This is a genomic window from Actinomycetospora aeridis (assembly GCF_037400275.1).
Lineage (GTDB): Bacteria > Actinomycetota > Actinomycetes > Mycobacteriales > Pseudonocardiaceae > Actinomycetospora > Actinomycetospora aeridis.
This window is the reverse complement of the sequence record NZ_JBBEGL010000004.1, coordinates 563,730-579,169: the sequence shown is the minus strand read 5'-3', so window position 1 is coordinate 579,169 and position 15,440 is coordinate 563,730. Positions and strand designations below refer to the sequence as shown.

General features: G+C 75.9%; 16 protein-coding genes. 14 read left to right on the top strand and 2 right to left on the bottom strand.

From position 1 onward, the window contains the following. Window positions 1-181: 181 nt before the first annotated feature. Both WCD41_RS17315 and WCD41_RS17310 read left to right on the top strand, forming a co-directional pair. Window positions 182-664 carry a hypothetical protein gene (locus tag WCD41_RS17315; RefSeq protein ID WP_337714709.1) on the top strand — a complete coding sequence of 161 codons (483 nt, stop codon included), beginning with the start codon at window positions 182-184 and terminating at the stop codon, window positions 662-664. 8 nt (window positions 665-672) lie between these two features. Then, window positions 673-1,428, top strand: a complete 756-nt coding sequence (locus tag WCD41_RS17310; protein ID WP_337714708.1) for a hypothetical protein — start codon at window positions 673-675, stop codon at window positions 1,426-1,428. On the opposite strand, the gene WCD41_RS17305 is transcribed toward WCD41_RS17310, so the two are convergent. Further along, on the bottom strand, window positions 1,400-2,281 hold the full coding sequence (locus WCD41_RS17305; RefSeq protein WP_337714707.1) for a dienelactone hydrolase family protein: 882 nt from the start codon (window positions 2,279-2,281) through the stop codon (window positions 1,400-1,402). The two genes, WCD41_RS17310 and WCD41_RS17305, sit on opposite strands and share 29 nt — an antisense overlap. A 102-nt stretch (window positions 2,282-2,383) precedes the next feature. Here WCD41_RS17305 and glmS point away from each other — a divergent pair, with 102 nt between their 5' ends. The 9 genes from glmS (at window position 2,384) to groL (ending at window position 11,985) form a co-directional block, all read left to right on the top strand. Further along, window positions 2,384-4,237, top strand: a complete 1,854-nt coding sequence (gene glmS, locus WCD41_RS17300; protein WP_337714706.1) for a glutamine--fructose-6-phosphate transaminase (isomerizing) — start codon at window positions 2,384-2,386, stop codon at window positions 4,235-4,237. A 69-nt stretch (window positions 4,238-4,306) separates the two neighbouring features. After that, window positions 4,307-5,770: an NAD(P)H-hydrate dehydratase gene (locus tag WCD41_RS17295; RefSeq protein WP_337714705.1), complete on the top strand. Its 1,464-nt coding sequence runs from the start codon at window positions 4,307-4,309 to the stop codon at window positions 5,768-5,770. After that, window positions 5,767-6,930, top strand: a complete 1,164-nt coding sequence (alr, locus tag WCD41_RS17290) for an alanine racemase (protein ID WP_337714704.1) — start codon at window positions 5,767-5,769, stop codon at window positions 6,928-6,930. Before WCD41_RS17295 ends, alr begins: the two co-directional genes overlap by 4 nt. Beyond that, a complete protein-coding gene (locus tag WCD41_RS17285) occupies window positions 6,923-8,116 on the top strand; it encodes an alpha/beta fold hydrolase (RefSeq protein ID WP_337714703.1) in 1,194 nt (397 codons plus the stop codon). The genes alr and WCD41_RS17285 overlap by 8 nt, the downstream gene beginning before the upstream one ends. Next, window positions 8,113-8,625, top strand: coding sequence for a tRNA (adenosine(37)-N6)-threonylcarbamoyltransferase complex ATPase subunit type 1 TsaE (tsaE, locus tag WCD41_RS17280; protein ID WP_337714702.1), 513 nt, complete (start codon window positions 8,113-8,115; stop codon window positions 8,623-8,625). Before WCD41_RS17285 ends, tsaE begins: the two co-directional genes overlap by 4 nt. An 11-nt stretch (window positions 8,626-8,636) precedes the next feature. After that, window positions 8,637-9,305 (top strand): tRNA (adenosine(37)-N6)-threonylcarbamoyltransferase complex dimerization subunit type 1 TsaB, encoded by a 669-nt coding sequence (tsaB, locus tag WCD41_RS17275; RefSeq protein ID WP_337714701.1) that lies wholly within the window; start codon window positions 8,637-8,639, stop codon window positions 9,303-9,305. Beyond that, complete coding sequence (gene rimI / locus WCD41_RS17270; protein WP_337714700.1) at window positions 9,302-9,790, top strand: ribosomal protein S18-alanine N-acetyltransferase; 489 nt, start codon at window positions 9,302-9,304, stop codon at window positions 9,788-9,790. Before tsaB ends, rimI begins: the two co-directional genes overlap by 4 nt. Window positions 9,791-9,933: 143 nt before the next feature. After that, window positions 9,934-10,230, top strand: a complete 297-nt coding sequence (gene groES / locus WCD41_RS17265) for a co-chaperone GroES (protein WP_507237354.1) — start codon at window positions 9,934-9,936, stop codon at window positions 10,228-10,230. 123 nt (window positions 10,231-10,353) lie between these two features. After that, window positions 10,354-11,985 (top strand): chaperonin GroEL, encoded by a 1,632-nt coding sequence (gene groL / locus WCD41_RS17260; RefSeq protein ID WP_337714699.1) that lies wholly within the window; start codon window positions 10,354-10,356, stop codon window positions 11,983-11,985. 61 nt (window positions 11,986-12,046) lie between these two features. On the opposite strand, the gene WCD41_RS17255 is transcribed toward groL, so the two are convergent. Next, complete coding sequence (locus tag WCD41_RS17255) at window positions 12,047-12,337, bottom strand: WhiB family transcriptional regulator (RefSeq protein WP_274280642.1); 291 nt, start codon at window positions 12,335-12,337, stop codon at window positions 12,047-12,049. 644 nt (window positions 12,338-12,981) lie between these two features. Here WCD41_RS17255 and WCD41_RS17250 point away from each other — a divergent pair. The 3 genes from WCD41_RS17250 (at window position 12,982) to WCD41_RS17240 (ending at window position 15,353) form a co-directional block, all read left to right on the top strand. After that, window positions 12,982-13,578 carry a response regulator transcription factor gene (locus WCD41_RS17250; RefSeq protein ID WP_116709579.1) on the top strand — a complete coding sequence of 199 codons (597 nt, stop codon included), beginning with the start codon at window positions 12,982-12,984 and terminating at the stop codon, window positions 13,576-13,578. 317 nt (window positions 13,579-13,895) lie between these two features. Beyond that, window positions 13,896-14,474 carry a sigma-70 family RNA polymerase sigma factor gene (locus WCD41_RS17245; RefSeq protein WP_285648660.1) on the top strand — a complete coding sequence of 193 codons (579 nt, stop codon included), beginning with the start codon at window positions 13,896-13,898 and terminating at the stop codon, window positions 14,472-14,474. After that, on the top strand, window positions 14,475-15,353 hold the full coding sequence (locus WCD41_RS17240) for an anti-sigma-D factor RsdA (protein WP_337714698.1): 879 nt from the start codon (window positions 14,475-14,477) through the stop codon (window positions 15,351-15,353). Window positions 15,354-15,440: the final 87 nt, after the last annotated feature.

The window sequence follows — 15,440 nt, the reverse complement described above, 5'->3', positions numbered from 1 at the left end:
GCGGTGCGCAGCGCCGACGTGGACACCGACGCGGGCACGTACGCGGTCGTGGCGGTACCGGGTTCCCGCCCCTCGCCGCGTCCCCAGGCGTTAACCTGACGGTGGTCCCGCGGCCGGGAGTGCGGGACGCGGACGACGGCACAGCCCCGCGCGCGACGCGGGCCGGACGCGGAGGACGCGGATGGACTCGGTCCCGCCCGCCCACGGCCCGGCCCGCCCGCTCGACCATCCCGATGCGCTCGACCAGGTCCTCGCCGGTCTCGGCGACGGAGCGCTCGACGAGCCCGGCGTGCCCACCGACGACGAGGAGCCCGCGGCCGACCTCCCCGAGGTGGTCGAGGCCGTCTCCGGCCGCGCCCGCGACCTGCACCGCCTCGCCGACCGTCTCAGCGTCGACGAGGGCGACGAGACCCTGTCCGCGGTCGCCCTGCTCCGCGCCCACGCGGGCGCCGTCGGCGATCTCGCCGAGCACCTCCAGGCCGCGGGCGGGGAGCACGGCACCGCCGACCCCGCCGCAGCCGCCCCCGCCGATCCCGGGACGCCCGCCGCCCCGGCCACCACCGGCGCGGACGCCACCCGACCCGACGACGCCGACCCCGCGCCCGACGGCGCCGGCGGGTCGCGTGCGCACGGGTCGCGGGGCGGGCCGCGCCACGTCGGCTGAGCGCCCGGGTGGACCGCCCCGACCGCCCGCTGCGGCTGGCGCCCGCGCCCGGCCCGGTCGACCTCTCCGGTCCGGGACGCGCCGCCCTGCTCGTCGCCGTCGACGCCGCGGTCGGCGTGCTGACCACGCACCTCGCGCGGTGGTCGTCGCTGCCCCCGCGCTGGCGCGGCGTCCCGGCGGGCCCCGACACCGACCCCGCGACCGTCCGCCGGGCCGGCGCGGAGGCCCGCGAGCTGCCCGACCCGGGCGCGCTCGCCGCGCAGGCCGACGCGCTGCGGGAGGCGGCGACGCTCGTCCGCCGCCAGCACGTCGACACCGCCGAGGACCTCGGGCCGTTGTGGGACACCTGGGCCGGACCGTCGGCCGACGCGGTGCAGAGGCGGGTCTCGGCGCTCGCCCGCTCGGCCCACGGCCTGGTCACCGAGCTCGGCGACACCGCCGACGTCTTCGAGGTCGCCGCGTCCCGCGTCGCGGCCGCCGTGCGCGACCTGGCGGCCGGCGCGGCCGCGGTTCGCCCGGCGGACCCGGTCGGCGGGCTGCTGCCCCCGCAGGTCGACGCGCTGCTCGCCGGTGTCCGCGGCGACCCCGCGGTCGAGGGGCCGCTGCGGGCGTGGGCGGCCGACCTCGAGGAGCGGACGCGGCTCTTCCTCGCCGCGGCGGCGCGCAGCCGGGCGGTCGGGCGCGAGGCGGGGGCCCGGGTGCGCGAGCGGATCGCGGCGGGCGGGGGCGACCCGCTCAGCCCGAGCCGGCCTCCGTCCCCTTGACCACCGCGTCGAACGCCGCGGCGTAGCGCTCGTCGCCGCCGAGGCGGTGCAGCAGGAAGCCCGTCAGCAGCGCCCGCACGAGGGTGCGGGTCGCGGGCTCGCCCTTGCCGTCGAGCAGGACGTCGCTCCAGTGCCGGCCCTCGAGCAGGCCGAGGTGCGTCGCCTTCTTCACCGTGCGCAGGGAGGACTCGCCGGCCCACGCCCCGTCGAGCAGCTCCGCGCCGGCCGCGGGCGGCGAGACGAGGTCCTTGCCGAACCCCAGGTGCATGCCGGGCAGGTGCACGGCGCGGGCGGCCTCGACGGCCGAGGGACGGGTGTCGGTGATCGCGATCGTGGCGACCGCCTGGACGGCCACGCCGTGCCCGACCTCCCAGTACGGCTCGCCGACCTCCTGGACGCGGGTGTCGGCGGCCGGGACGGCGGCGGCCAGCACGGCCGAGCCCGCGCCCATGCCGTGGCCGGCGACGCCGAGCTTGTGCGGGTCCACGCTCACCGCGGCGCCGCGGGCCGTGCCGCCCAGACGCACGCCGGAGACGACGCCGAGGGCGGTCCGCAGGTCCTGGGCGAGGCCGCGGTGCGAGCCGACCGGGCCGCGCTGCGTGTCCGGCGCCGCGGCGACGATCCCCCACGACGCGAGGTGGCGCAGCAGGCCGAGGTAGCGGGCGGCGGGCTGCAGCCAGTCGTGCCCGAAGGCGACGGCGGGCAGCGCGGTGCCCGACGCGGGCGTGAACACGACCCCCGGCAGCCCCACGAGCGCGAGCTCGCCGCGCAGCACCGGGTGGGGCCCGGGCCGCGACAGCTCGCCGACCATCGCCTTGGGTGCGAGGGCCTTCCCGCCGATCACGCTCGCCATGGCCCGGGAACCTAGCGGAGGTGACCGGCCGGGGCCTGTCGTGACCCGCCCCTCGATGGCGGGCCGGGAGGGCGCCGATCGCGCGTCGTTACCCTGAGGTCCGTGTGCGGGATCGTGGGATATGTCGGCTGGCGTGGTGCCCAGGAGGTCCTCGTCAACGGCCTGCGGCGTCTGGAGTACCGCGGGTACGACTCGGCGGGGGTGGCGGTCGCCGACGGCGAGGGCGGTCTCGAGGTGCACCGGGCGGCCGGGCCGCTGGACAACCTGGTGGCGGTCCTGCCCGAGGAGGACGTGTCGGGCACCACCGGCATGGGCCACACGCGCTGGGCCACCCACGGCCCGCCGACCGACCGCAACGCCCACCCGCACCGTGACGCCACCGGCCGCGTCGCGGTGATCCACAACGGGATCATCGAGAACTTCGCCGCGCTGCGCGCCGAGCTCGAGGCCGAGGGCGTGGAGCTCGCCAGCGACACCGACACCGAGGTCGCCGCGCACCTCGTCGCGCAGGCGTACGCCGCTGCGCCGGAAGCGGGGCTGACCGCGGCCGTGCGGTCCGTCGTGTCGCGGCTCGAGGGCGCGTTCACGCTGGTGTTCAGCCACGCCGACCGCCCCGGCGAGATCGTCGCGGCGCGCCGCTCGTCGCCGCTGGTGGTGGGCGTCGGCCAGGGCGAGATGTTCGTGGCCTCGGACGTCGCGGCGTTCATCGACCACACGCGCGACGCCGTCGAGCTCGGCCAGGACCAGATCGTCACGCTGACCGCCGACGGCGCCGTCGTCACCGACTTCCACGGCGAGACCGCGAAGACGCGCCCGTTCCACGTCGACTGGGACATCGAGGCCGCCGAGAAGGGCGGCCACGACTTCTTCATGCTCAAGGAGATCGAGGAGCAGCCGACCGCGCTGGCGGACACGCTGCGCGGCCACCTCGTGGACGGCCGGGTCGTGCTCGACGAGCAGCGCCTCTCGGACCAGGAGCTGCGCGACATCGACAAGGTGTTCGTCGTCGCCTGCGGCACCGCCTACCACGCGGGGCTGCTCGCGAAGTACGCCATCGAGCACTGGTGCCGCATCCCGGTCGAGGTCGAGGTGGCCAGCGAGTTCCGCTACCGCGACCCGGTGCTCGACCGCTCGACGCTCGTCGTCGCGATCTCCCAGTCCGGCGAGACGGCCGACACCCTCGAGGCGGTGCGCCACGCGCGGGAGCAGAAGGCCCGCGTGCTGGCGATCTGCAACACCAACGGCGCGCAGATCCCGCGCGAGTCCGACGCCGTGCTCTACACCCACGCCGGGCCCGAGGTCGGCGTCGCGGCGACGAAGACGTTCACCGCGCAGGTGATCGCGTGCTACCTCGTCGGGCTCGCGCTGGCCCAGACGTTCGGCACGAAGTACGCCGACGAGGTCGCCCGGGAGTACGCGGAGCTCGAGTCGAGCGCCGGCGCGGTCGAGCGCGTGCTGGAGGCGGTCGTCGAGCCGACCCGGTCGCTCGCGCGCGACCTCGCGACGTCGAAGGCGGTGCTCTTCCTGGGCCGCCACGTCGGGTTCCCGGTGGCGCTGGAGGGCGCGCTCAAGCTCAAGGAGCTCGCCTACATGCACGCCGAGGGCTTCGCGGCCGGCGAGCTCAAGCACGGCCCGATCGCGCTGATCGAGCAGGACCTGCCGGTGGTGGTGGTCATGCCCTCGCCGAAGGGCCGGGCGATCCTGCACCAGAAGCTGCTCTCGAACATCCGCGAGATCCAGGCCCGCGGGGCGCGCACGATCGTCGTGGCCGAGGAGGGCGACGAGACGGTGCGCCCGTTCGCCGAGCACCTCATCGAGGTCCCGGCGGTGTCGACGCTGCTCCAGCCGCTGGTGGCGAGCGTGCCGCTGCAGGTCTTCGCTGCCGAGGTCGCCCGTGCCCGCGGCTACGACGTCGACAAGCCCCGCAACCTCGCGAAGTCCGTCACGGTCGAGTAGCTGGCTATGTGAGCGAACTTTGGTGCTATAGCCCCGAAGTTCGCTCACGTAGGGGTGGAGGGAGCAACCGTGTACGGCGTCTGGACGCCCGAGCAGGTGGCGGCGGCGGAGGAGCCGGTGCTGGCGCGCACCCCGGACGGTGCCCTCATGCGCCGGGCCGCCCGGGGCGTCGCCCAGGCCGCGCTCGCCGAGCTCGAGCGCCGCACCGGCGGGGTGAGCGGGCGCCGGGTCGTCGTCCTCGCCGGCGCGGGCAACAACGGCGGCGACGGGCTCTGGGCGGGCTACGAGCTGCGCCGGCGCGGGGTCGCCGTCACCGCGGTCCTGCTGAGCCCGGACCGCGCGCACCCCGAGGGCCTCGCCGCCCTGCGCAAGCAGAGGGGCCGGGTCCTCACCAGCGTCGAGTCCGGGGTGATCGCCGTCGAGCGCGCCGACCTCGTCCTCGACGCCATCGTCGGCACCGGCGCCCGCGGGGGCCTGCGCCCGGACGCGGCGACGCTGGCGGACGCCGCCGCCACCGCCGGTGTCCCCGTCCTCGCCGTCGACACCCCCAGCGGCGTCGACCCGCTCACCGGGGTGCCGGGGGACGACTCCGTGCGCGCCGCGCTCACCGTCACCTTCGGCGCCCGCAAGCCCGTCCACGTGCTCGCCGCCCCCCGCTGCGGCCCCGTGACGCTCGTCGACATCGGGATCGGCCCCGAGCTCCCGTCCCCGCCGGTGCAGGTCCTCGAGGCCGCCGACGTCGGCGCCCGCTGGCCGGTGCCGGGGCCCGGCGACGACAAGTACTCCCAGGGCGTGGTCGGCGTCGCCGCCGGCTCGCGGACCTACCCCGGCGCCGCGGTCCTGGCGAGCGGCGCCGCGGCGCTGGCGACCAGCGGGATGGTCCGCTACGCCGGCAGCGCCGCCGACGAGGTCCGTGCCGCGTGGCCGGAGATCGTCGCCACCGACACCGTCGGCGAGGCCGGCCGGGTGCAGGCCTGGGTGGTCGGGCCGGGTCTCGGGACCGACGACGCGGGTGCGCAGACCTTCGCCGACGTCCTCGACGCCGGGCTGCCCGTGCTCGCCGACGCCGACGCCGTGACCCTGCTCGGGCAGCACGCGGAGCTGCGGGACCGGGCGCGCGGCCGCCCCGTCCTCATCACCCCCCACGCCGGCGAGTTCGCCCGCGTCGCCGAGCTCACCGACGACCGGGTCGCGTCGACGCGGAAGGCCGCCGCCGACCTCGGCGTCACCGTCCTGCTCAAGGGCAACGCCACGGTCGTCGCCGCCCCGGACGGGCGGGTGCTCGTGCACCCCGCCGGCAGTGCCTGGCTCGCCACCGCCGGCTCCGGCGACGTCCTGTCCGGCGTCGCGGGCGCGCTGCTCGCGGCCGGGCTCGACCCGTGGTGGGCCGGCGGCTGCGCGGCGTTCGTGCACGCGCGGGCCGCCGACATCGGGGCCGGCGCCGCCGACGGGCCCGGCTCGCCCGTGCCGGCGTCGTTCGTCGCGCAGGCGCTCCCGCACGCGATCCGCGAGGTCCGGGAGGCCGCCGCGTGAGCACGCCACCCCGCGTCGAGGCCCGCATCGACCACGACGCCCTCGCCCACAACGTCGAGCTGCTCGCCGGCCTCGCCCGGGCGTCCGGGGCGGCGACGATGGCCGTGGTCAAGGCCGACGGCTACGGGCACGGGGCGGTCGACGTCGCCCGCACCGCCCTCGCCGCCGGCGCGACCTGGCTCGGCGTCTGCACGCTCGAGGAGGCCGCGCCGCTGCGCGCCGCCGGGATCACCGCCCCGGTGCTCTCGTGGCTGCACCTGCCCGACGAGGACTTCGCCCCCGCGGTCGCCGACCGGGTCGATCTGGGGGTCTCGTCCCGCGCGGAGCTCGACGGCGTCGTCGCGGGCGCCGGACGGGCCGGGCGTCCCGCGCGCGTCCATCTCAAGATCGACACCGGCCTGAGCCGCAACGGGTGCCCGCCGCAGGCCTGGGGCGAGCTGCTCGACGCCGCCGAGACCGCACGGGCCGCGGGCGACGTCGAGGTGGTCGCCGTCTGGTCGCACCTCGCGCACGCCGACGCCCCCGCCCACCCGACGATCGACGTCCAGGCCGGGCGCCTCGACGAGGCCTGGCGCGCCGCGGGCGAGCGCCTCGGCGGGCCACGACCGTGGCGGCACCTCGCGAACTCCGCGGCCACGCTCACCCGTCCGGACCTGCACCTCGACCTCGTGCGCCCCGGGATCGCGGTCTACGGGCTCGACCCGCTCGAGGCCCCGGACCATCACGGGCTGCGTCCGGTCATGACGTTCCGCACCCGCGTGGCGCTGGTCAAACGCGTGGCCGCCGGGGAAGGTGTGTCCTACGGTCACGAGTGGGTGGCACCCAACGATCGGGTGCTGGCACTGGTGCCGACGGGGTACGCCGACGGCGTTCCGCGACGGCTCGGAGGGACGATGACGGTGCAGCTCGCCGGCCGGCGTCGACCGGTCGTGGGACGTGTGTGCATGGACCAGGTCGTGGTCGACCTCGGTCCCGCCGACGGTGACCCGCCCGGGGTGACGCCCGGTGACGAGGTCGTCCTGTTCGGTCCCGGGGACGCCGGCGAGCCGACGGCGCTCGAGTGGGCCCGCTGGCTCGACACCATCCACTACGAGGTCGTGACGGGCGTCGGCTGCCGGCCCCGGGTGACGCGCACGGTCGGGCGCACGCCGGATGTCTGACCACGGCAGGGAGCACCGGGTCTCGCCGGGCGCCGTCGCCGGCGCCGTGGCGGGCACGGTGCTGGGCGGCGCGGCCGCGGCGGGCGCCGTCGGCGCGGGTCGGGCCCGGTCGCGGATCCTGCGCGAGCGCGAGCGGCTCTCCGAGGAGGAGAAGGCCCACCCGGCGCGGCTCGGGCTGCTGCCGCCCGGGCGGGAGTCGTCGGTGGCCGCCGACGACGGCGTGCGTCTCTCGGTGGAGGAGGTCGACCCCGTCATCGAGGGCGCGACGCCCGAGCTGACCGTCGTGCTGGTCCACGGGTTCGCGCTCGACCGCAAGTGCTGGCACTTCCAGCGCCGCATGCTCTCGGAGCTCACCGAGCCCGCGGTGCGCACCGTCCTCTACGACCAGCGCCGCCACGGTCGCTCGGCCCAGGCGAGTGCGCGGTCCTGCACGATCGCCCAGCTCGGTGCCGACCTCGACGCCGTGCTGCGCGCCGTCGTGCCCGAGGGGCCGATCGTGCTCGTCGGCCACTCCATGGGCGGCATGACGATCATGGCGCTGGCCGAGCGGAACCCGAAGCTGTTCCAGGAGCGCATCGTCGGGGTCTCGCTGCTGTGCACCTCGGCGGGCGACGTCATGGCCGGCGGGCTCAAGCAGGCCGTCCTGTCGCACCGCAACCCGACGGTCAACGTGCTCGGGCGCATCGCGCACTGGCAGCCCGCGTTCGCCGACCGCGTGCGCCGGGCCGCGGGCAACGTCATCTGGGCGTTCGTGCAGGGCCTGTCGTTCGGCGACCGCTCCACCGACCCCGCGCTGGTGAACCTCGTCGACAGCACCATCGCCGCGACGCCGCTCGACGCGCTGACCTCGTTCGCCAACACCCTCTCGACGCACAACCGGCGCGCCGCGCTCGCCGGGCTCTCGCAGTGCGAGGTGCTGGTGGCCGGCGGCACGCGCGACCGGATGATCCCCTACGAGCACTCCGAGCTCATCGCCGCCGAGATGCCGCACGCCGAGCTCCTGCCGCTCGAGGGCGCGGGCCACATGGCCATGCTCGAGCAGCCCGAGGAGTACGACGCCGCGCTGCTCGAGCTGCTGCGCCGCTGCACCCACCGCAGCCAGGTGCTGCGCCGCCTGCGTCCCGGCCGCTCGACGACCGGCGACCGCCCGCGACGCGGCCTGCGCCGGCCCCGGCGACGGGCATGAGGCCCGGGACGATCGCCGAGCGACACCTCGTCCTGCCCACGGCCGCGGACACGACTGCCCTCGGGCGCGACATCGGCACGCGCCTGGCGCCCGGCGACCTCGTCGTGCTCGCCGGCCCCCTCGGCGCCGGCAAGACCTGCCTCGCGGCCGGCGTCGGCGAGGGCCTGGGCGTCGAGGGGCCGGTGACGTCGCCGACCTTCGTCATCGCGCGGGAGCACCCGCCGCTGCCGGCGGCCCTCGGCGGGCGCGGGGTCGTCCTCGTGCACGTCGACGCCTACCGGCTCGGCGTCGGCACCGCGGCGTCCCCGGACCCGCGCGAGGTCGCCGCCCAGCTCGACGACCTCGACCTCGACACCGACCTCACCCGCGCCGCCGTGGTGATCGAGTGGGGCGAGGGTGTCGCCGAGCACCTGGCCGCCGAGCACCTGCTCGTGCGCCTCGACCGATCCGGCCCCGACGAGCGGCGCGAGGCGCACCTCCACGGACCCGCCCGGCTGGTCGGTCCGTAGGGTTCCGCCCCGTGCTCGTCCTGGCCCTCGACACCGCCACCGCCCGCATCACCGCGGGGGTCGTCGAGCTGCCCGACGAGGGCGCGCCCCGGACGCTGGCCGCCCGCGACGCGCAGGGCGCCCGGGCGCACGCCGAGCTGCTCGCCCCCGCGGTGCAGGACGCCCTCGCCGAGGCCGGCCGCACCCGCGGCGACCTCGACGCCGTCGTCGCCGGGCTGGGCCCCGGGCCGTTCACCGGCCTGCGCGTCGGGCTCGTGACGGCCGCGGCGATCGGGGACGGCCTCGGCCTCCCGACCCACGGCGTCCCGACCCACGACGCCCTGGCCGCCGGCGTCCCGGGCCGCCTGCTGGTGGTCACCGACGCCCGCCGGCGCGAGGTCTACTGGAGCCGCTACGCCGACGGCGTGCGCACCCACGGCCCCGAGGTCTCCGCGCCCGCCGACCTCGCCGCACGCCTCGGCCCGGACGGCGACCTCGGGCCCGTCGACCGTGTCGTCGGCGACGCCGCCGAGCAGGTGGGTGCCCCGCCCGACGCGCCCGGCCCCCGGCCCGACGGCCTCGTCGCGGTCGCCGCGACCGCCCTGCGTGCGGGCACCGCCCCCGGCCCGCTCGTGCCCCTCTACCTCCGCCGCCCCGACGCCGTGCCGCCCGGGGCCCCCAAGACGGTCACCCGCGCGTGACCCCGGTCGTCCTCGACGCCCTCACCGACGACGACGCCGACCGGTGCGCCGAGCTCGAGGCGGTCCTGTTCCCCGGGGACGACCCGTGGAGCGCGCGGGCCTTCCGTGACGAGCTGCGGGCCGGGCACCGCTACCTCGCGGCGCGGGAGGGGGAGCGGCTCATCGGGTACGGCGGGGTGGCCCTGCTGCCCGGGCGCCTCGGGCAGCAGGCCGAGGCCGAGATCCACACGATCGGCGTCGACCCGGCGCACCAGGGCCGGGGCATCGGCCGGGCCCTGCTCGACGGCCTGCTCGCCGCCGCCGACGGCATCGGCGCGACGACGTACCTCGAGGTCCGCGTCGACAACGCCCCCGCGCAGGGCCTCTACCGCAGCGTCGGCTTCGAGGTGCTGGGCACCCGCCGCCGGTACTACTCCTCGGGCGCCGACGCCCACACGATGCGCCGGCTGCCCGGCTGCGGCACGCCCGCGCACGCCCCTCGTTGATGGCTTGGCACTCTCGGCGCTAGAGTGCCAATCAGCACGGCATCGGAGCCGCTCCGGCACCCGCGACGGCGGGGCGGACCGCCGGTGTCGTGAAGTCAACAGGATGCATCCGCTCCGACTCCAGACAGGTGGAGGTCACCGACGTGGCCAGCGTGAACATCAAGCCGCTCGAGGACAAGCTCGTGGTCCAGGCCAGCGAGGCCGAGACGACGACCGCTTCCGGCATCGTCATCCCGGACACGGCCAAGGAGAAGCCCCAGGAGGGCAAGGTCCTCGCCGTGGGCCCGGGCCGCGTGGACGACAAGGGGAACCGCATCCCCCTCGACGTCGCGGTGGGTGACGTCGTCATCTTCTCGAAGTACGGCGGCACCGAGATCAAGTACAACGGCGAGGACTACCTGGTCCTCTCCTCGCGTGACGTGCTGGCGGTCGTCAACTAGGACCCGCGAGCAGCGCAGCCAGACGAACGCCGCCCCGGTGGCCCCCACGGGGCGCCGGGGCGGCGTCGTTGGGCTGCGCCGCCGCGAGGCCGTCAGGAAGGCTCAGCCCGAAAGGTTGGCTTAGTGCCCAAGCAGATCACCTTCGACGAGACCGCCCGCCGCGCGCTCGAGCGCGGCGTCGACCAGCTGGCCCACGCGGTCACCGTGACCCTCGGTCCCCGGGGCCGTCACGTCGTGCTGGAGAAGAAGTTCGGTGGTCCGACGATCACCAACGACGGCGTCACCATCGCCCGCGAGATCGAGCTCGACGACCCGTTCGAGAACCTCGGTGCGCAGCTGGCGAAGAACGTCGCCACGAAGACCAACGACGTGGCCGGTGACGGCACGACGACGGCCACCGTGCTCGCCCAGGCCCTCGTCTCCGAGGGGCTGCGCAACCTCGCCGCCGGCGCCAACCCCACCGCGCTCGGCGCCGGCATGCTCGCCGCCACCGAGAAGGTCACCGAGGTGCTGCGCTCGCGCGCCACGCCGGTGAACGGCCGCCAGGGCATCGCCGCCGTCGGTGCGGTCGCCTCGCGCGACCAGACGATCGGCGACCTCATCGGCGAGGCCATGGAGAAGGTCGGCGAGGACGGCGTCATCACCGTCGAGGAGGCCTCGACGCTCGCCACCGAGCTGGAGGTCACCGAGGGCCTCCAGTTCGACAAGGGCTACATCTCGCCCTACTTCGTCACCGACAACGACTCGATGGAGGCCGTGCTCGAGGACGCCCAGGTCCTCCTGCACCGCGAGAAGATCAGCTCCATCCAGGACCTGCTCCCGCTGCTGGAGAAGGTCGTCGAGTCCGGCAAGCCGCTGCTGATCATCGCCGAGGACGTCGAGGCCGAGGCGCTCTCGACGCTCGTCGTCAACTCGATCCGCAAGACGGTCAAGGTCGCCGCGGTCAAGGCGCCGTTCTTCGGCGACCGCCGCAAGGCGTTCCTGGACGACCTGGCCGCCGCGCTCGGCGCGACCGTGGTCAACCCCGAGGTCGGCATCAAGCTCGCCGAGGTCGGTCCCGAGGTGCTCGGCAGCGCGCGCCGCGCGGTCGTCACGAAGGACGCCACCACCCTCGTCGAGGGCGGCGGGCGCAGGGATGACGTGGAGGCCCGCGTCTCCCAGATCCGCCGCGAGATCGACGAGACCGACTCCGACTGGGACCGCGAGAAGCTCCAGGAGCGGCTCGCGAAGCTCTCCGGCGGCGTCGCGGTCATCAAGGTCGGTGCGGCCACCGAGACCGAGATGAAGGAGCGCAAGCACCGCATCGAGGACGCCATCGCCGCCACCCGCGCCGCGGTGGAGGAGGGCATCGTCCCCGGTGGCGGCAGCGCGCTGCTGCACGCCTCGGCCGAGCTCGCCGACGGTCTCGGCCGCACCGGCGACGAGGCCACCGGCGTGGCCCTCGTGCGGCGGGCCCTCTCGGCGCCGCTGAAGGCCATCGCCCGCAACGCGGGCCTCGAGGGTGCGGTGGTCAGCTCCCGCGTCGCCGAGGGCGGCTGGGGCAACGGCTACGACGCCGCGAGCGAGACCTACGGCGACCTCATGGCCGCCGGGATCATCGACCCGGTGAAGGTGACCCGCTCCGCCCTGGAGAACGCCACCTCCATCGCGCGGATGGTCCTCACCACGGAGAGCGCCGTGGTGGACAAGCCCGAGGAGGAGGAGCCCGCGGCCGCCGGTGGCGGTCACGGGCACGGCCACGGGCACGGGCACTAGTCCGTAGAACCGCGACGAACGGGCCCCCGGCCATCGGCCGGGGGCCCGTTCTCGTGCGTGCTCAGCCCAGGCGGCGGGGGCGGCCCGTGGCCGCCGCGACGCGCTCGGACTCGGACATGCCGCCCCAGATGCCGTAGGGCTCGCCCGCCGCGATCGCGTGGCGGCGGCAGGGCTCGATCACGGGGCAGTCGCGGCAGACCGCCTTGGCGCGGCGCTCCCGGTGGGCCCGCGCCGGTCCGCGCTCGCCGTCCGGGTGGAAGAAGAACGTGCTGTCCATGCCACGGCAGGCCCCGAGTCGCTGCCAGTCCCACACGTCGGCGTTGGGTCCCGGCAGCCGGCGGACGTCGGCCATGCGCCACCTCCACGTCGCGAGGACCCGCAGGTCCGGCTGCGCACGTCCGGTGCGGGCCGCGCCCGGCCCCGCATCGCGCCGTGCCTCCAGACGGTCGTCACGCTGTGTACGCGCGTCGGCGCGGACGGCGACGACCAGGAGCGACCCTATGGCGGTTGTGCACGACCCGTCCACAGCATGCGACGTGCGCCATTCCCCGATGTATTCATCGCCGAGCGGTCCCCTACATGTCGGGGTGCTTGCCGAACCGGCTCCGATCCGTGATCATTCCCCGCACGCGGAGTACACAGGGGTGTCGCCGGACGGTCGTATCCGGTGGATCTCCGGTCGTCACCGTAGGGTCGCCCGCACGTTGAAGAGGGGGAGGGACGCCACCTCGGCCGCTCGGCATGCCGACCGGTGCCCGATCGGTCCGTGGACGACCCGCGGACCCCTCGGGGCCCGGTCGAGGTGGGACCACCGTCCTGACGCCCGTCGAACGAGGAGAGCGCATGGACCGGCACGCCGAGCGGGGACCCGCACGCGAACCGGCCGCACGTCGTGCCGAAATCGCTCCGGGCGGCGGGTCAAGCTCGTCGGTCGCCGCGCCGATGGGGGAGAGTGCTCGCTCATCGGCTGCAGCGGCGCTGCAGAAAGGAGCTCCCGTGACCACGGTGCTGATCTGCGACGACCGTCGCAGCGTCCGTGAAGGCCTCACCAGGGTGATGTCCGCGGTCCCGGGGGTCCACCGCATCGACTGCGTCGCCCACGGCGACGAGCTGCTCACGCGCTTCTCGCGCCAGACGGTCGACGTCGTCCTGGTCGGCACCCAGCGCGCGGTGCCCACCGGCGTGGAGGCCACCCGCCGCCTCGTGGCCGCCCACCCGCAGGCCAACGTCATCGTCTTCGGCGCGCCCGACGACTCCGGCAGCATCGCCGCGGCCATCGCCGGCGGTGCCCGGGGCTACCTGCGCTGGGACGCCTCGCGGCCCGAGCTCGTCGCCGCGCTCGCCCACACCCTCGCCAGCACCTCGGTGCCCGCGCCGCGCACGCCCGCCGACTCCGGCGTGCAGCTCACCGAGCGCGAGCTGCAGGTCCTGCGCGGCATGGCGCAGGGCAAGAGCAACGGGCAGATCGGGCGTGAGCTCTACCTCTCCGAGGACACGGTGAAGACCCACGCCCGCCGGCTCTTCCGCAAGCTCGGCGTCCGTGACCGTGCGCAGGCCGTCGCGCACGGCTTCCGGCGAGGTCTGGTCTCCTGACCGCGTACCGGAACGACGGTCGCCCGGGAGGTCCGGTGCACACCGACGACGTCCCGACGCCCGTGATCGGCATTCCGCGGGCGGTCCACCGCGCCGCGGACCGGTGGCACCGCCCGGATCGGGCGAACGCCGCGCCTCGCCCTACGCCGGGGCCCGAGACCGCCCGGTATGTTGACCCCGCCATGTCGGCGCCCGGCCACCTCACCTCGGCCGGGTCGCCGGACCGTCCGGCGGTGGCCCGGGCACCGATGCCGTCGCAGACGCAGCAGACGCATCCGGCGCCACCGCCCCGCGTAACACCGGGGCCACGTGCAGCGATGACTGACGCAGGGAACGACCTCGAGGGTCTGGTGGCCGCCGCCAACGACGGCGACCGCTCGGCCCTCAACCGCGTTCTCGCGATCATCCGGCCGCTGGTCGTGCGGTACTGCCGCGCGCGCATCGGCCGCCAGGAACGGTCGTCGGTCTCCGCCGACGACGTGGCTCAGGAGGTGTGCTTGGCCGTGCTCACCGCGCTGCCGGGGTACCGCGACCAGGGCCGCCCGTTCCTCGCTTTCGTGTACGGCATCGCGGCCCACAAGGTCGTCGATGCGCACCGCTCGGTGGCCCGCAGCCGGTCCGAGCCCGTGGAGGAGCTCCCCGAGGAGCTCGATCCCCGGGACGGACCCGAGCAGCGAGCACTGAACGGAGCGTTGTCCGTCCAGATGGGTCAACTGCTCGACACGCTGCCGCCCAAACAGAGGGAAATCCTCGTGCTGCGTGTCGTCGTTGGACTGTCGGCGGAGGAAACCGCGGAAGCGGTCGAATCCACCCCCGGCGCCGTGCGCGTGGCTCAGCACCGGGCGTTGTCGAAGCTGCGGACCGCGGTGTCCGCGATCTCGGAAGAGGTGAGTTGAGTGGGCGGCCACCGGGCGTCGGGCGGGTTCGAGGGTGACCTCGTCGACGGCCCCGTCGACCTCGCGGCGGTCCGGGCCGACGACGCCCTGATCGACGCGCTCGCCGGCGGTGCCGGCGCTGCGGCGGACACCGGCGCGTACGGCTTCGGCGGCGCCGACGACGATCGCCTCGCGGCGATCCTCGCGGCGTGGCGGGCGGACATCGAGGCCGACCCGATGCCGGAGCTCGTGTCGCTGGACGAGGCGGCCGAGGCCGTCGCCGCCGGCCACGAGAGCCGCGATCGCCTACGGTCGCGCGGTCGGCGCCGCATGCCGTTCGCGATCGCCGCCGTGGCGGCCGCCGTCGCCTGCGCGGGGCTCACCGTCGCGGTCCACGGCGCCATGCCGGGCGACACGCTCTGGGGCGTCTCCAAGGTCTTCTTCTCGGAGCGGGCCCAGGGCGTCGAGCGCGTCGAGGAGGTGCGCAACCGCATCGAGGCCGCCAACGGCGCCCTCGCCCGCGGCGACACCCAGACGGCGCGCAACGAGCTGGCCCAGGCCAACATCGCCATCCCGCAGGTCGCGCCCGAGCAGCAGGCGCCCCTCGTGGCCGAGCGCGACCGGGTGCAGAGCTCCCTGACGTCCGAGCCGTCGCGGTCGACCCGCGAGCCCTCGTCGTCCACGGGCTCCTCGCCGTCGTCGTCGGAGCCGTCGTCGGGTGCGGGGCAGGCCCCGGAGGACACGGTGACGGAGAGCCCGGCCGACCCGGCCGTGCCGCCGGCCGAGGACTCCCCGGCCCCCGGGCCGGAGACGGTCAACCCGGAGACCCGCGGGGACGACGGTCCCAGCGACACCCCGTCGACGCCTCCCGCCGACTCGACGTCGCCGACGACGAACTGACGCGCGAGCACTCAACGACGAAACGGCCCGGTCCCCCTCGGGGGACCGGGCCGTTCGTGTGTGAGAGCTGGTGTGAGCTGTGTCGCC

What these genes read in the sequence shown, in the direction of transcription:
- WCD41_RS17315 (WP_337714709.1), top strand. Translation starts at nt 182, where the DNA reads ATGGACTCGGTCCCGCCCGCCCACGGCCCGGCCCGCCCGCTCGACCAT.
- WCD41_RS17305 (WP_337714707.1), bottom strand. Translation starts at nt 2,281, where the DNA reads ATGGCGAGCGTGATCGGCGGGAAGGCCCTCGCACCCAAGGCGATGGTC.
- WCD41_RS17285 (WP_337714703.1), top strand. Translation starts at nt 6,923, where the DNA reads ATGTCTGACCACGGCAGGGAGCACCGGGTCTCGCCGGGCGCCGTCGCC.
- tsaE (WP_337714702.1), top strand. Translation starts at nt 8,113, where the DNA reads ATGAGGCCCGGGACGATCGCCGAGCGACACCTCGTCCTGCCCACGGCC.
- WCD41_RS17255 (WP_274280642.1), bottom strand. Translation starts at nt 12,337, where the DNA reads ATGGCCGACGTCCGCCGGCTGCCGGGACCCAACGCCGACGTGTGGGAC.
- WCD41_RS17245 (WP_285648660.1), top strand. Translation starts at nt 13,896, where the DNA reads ATGACTGACGCAGGGAACGACCTCGAGGGTCTGGTGGCCGCCGCCAAC.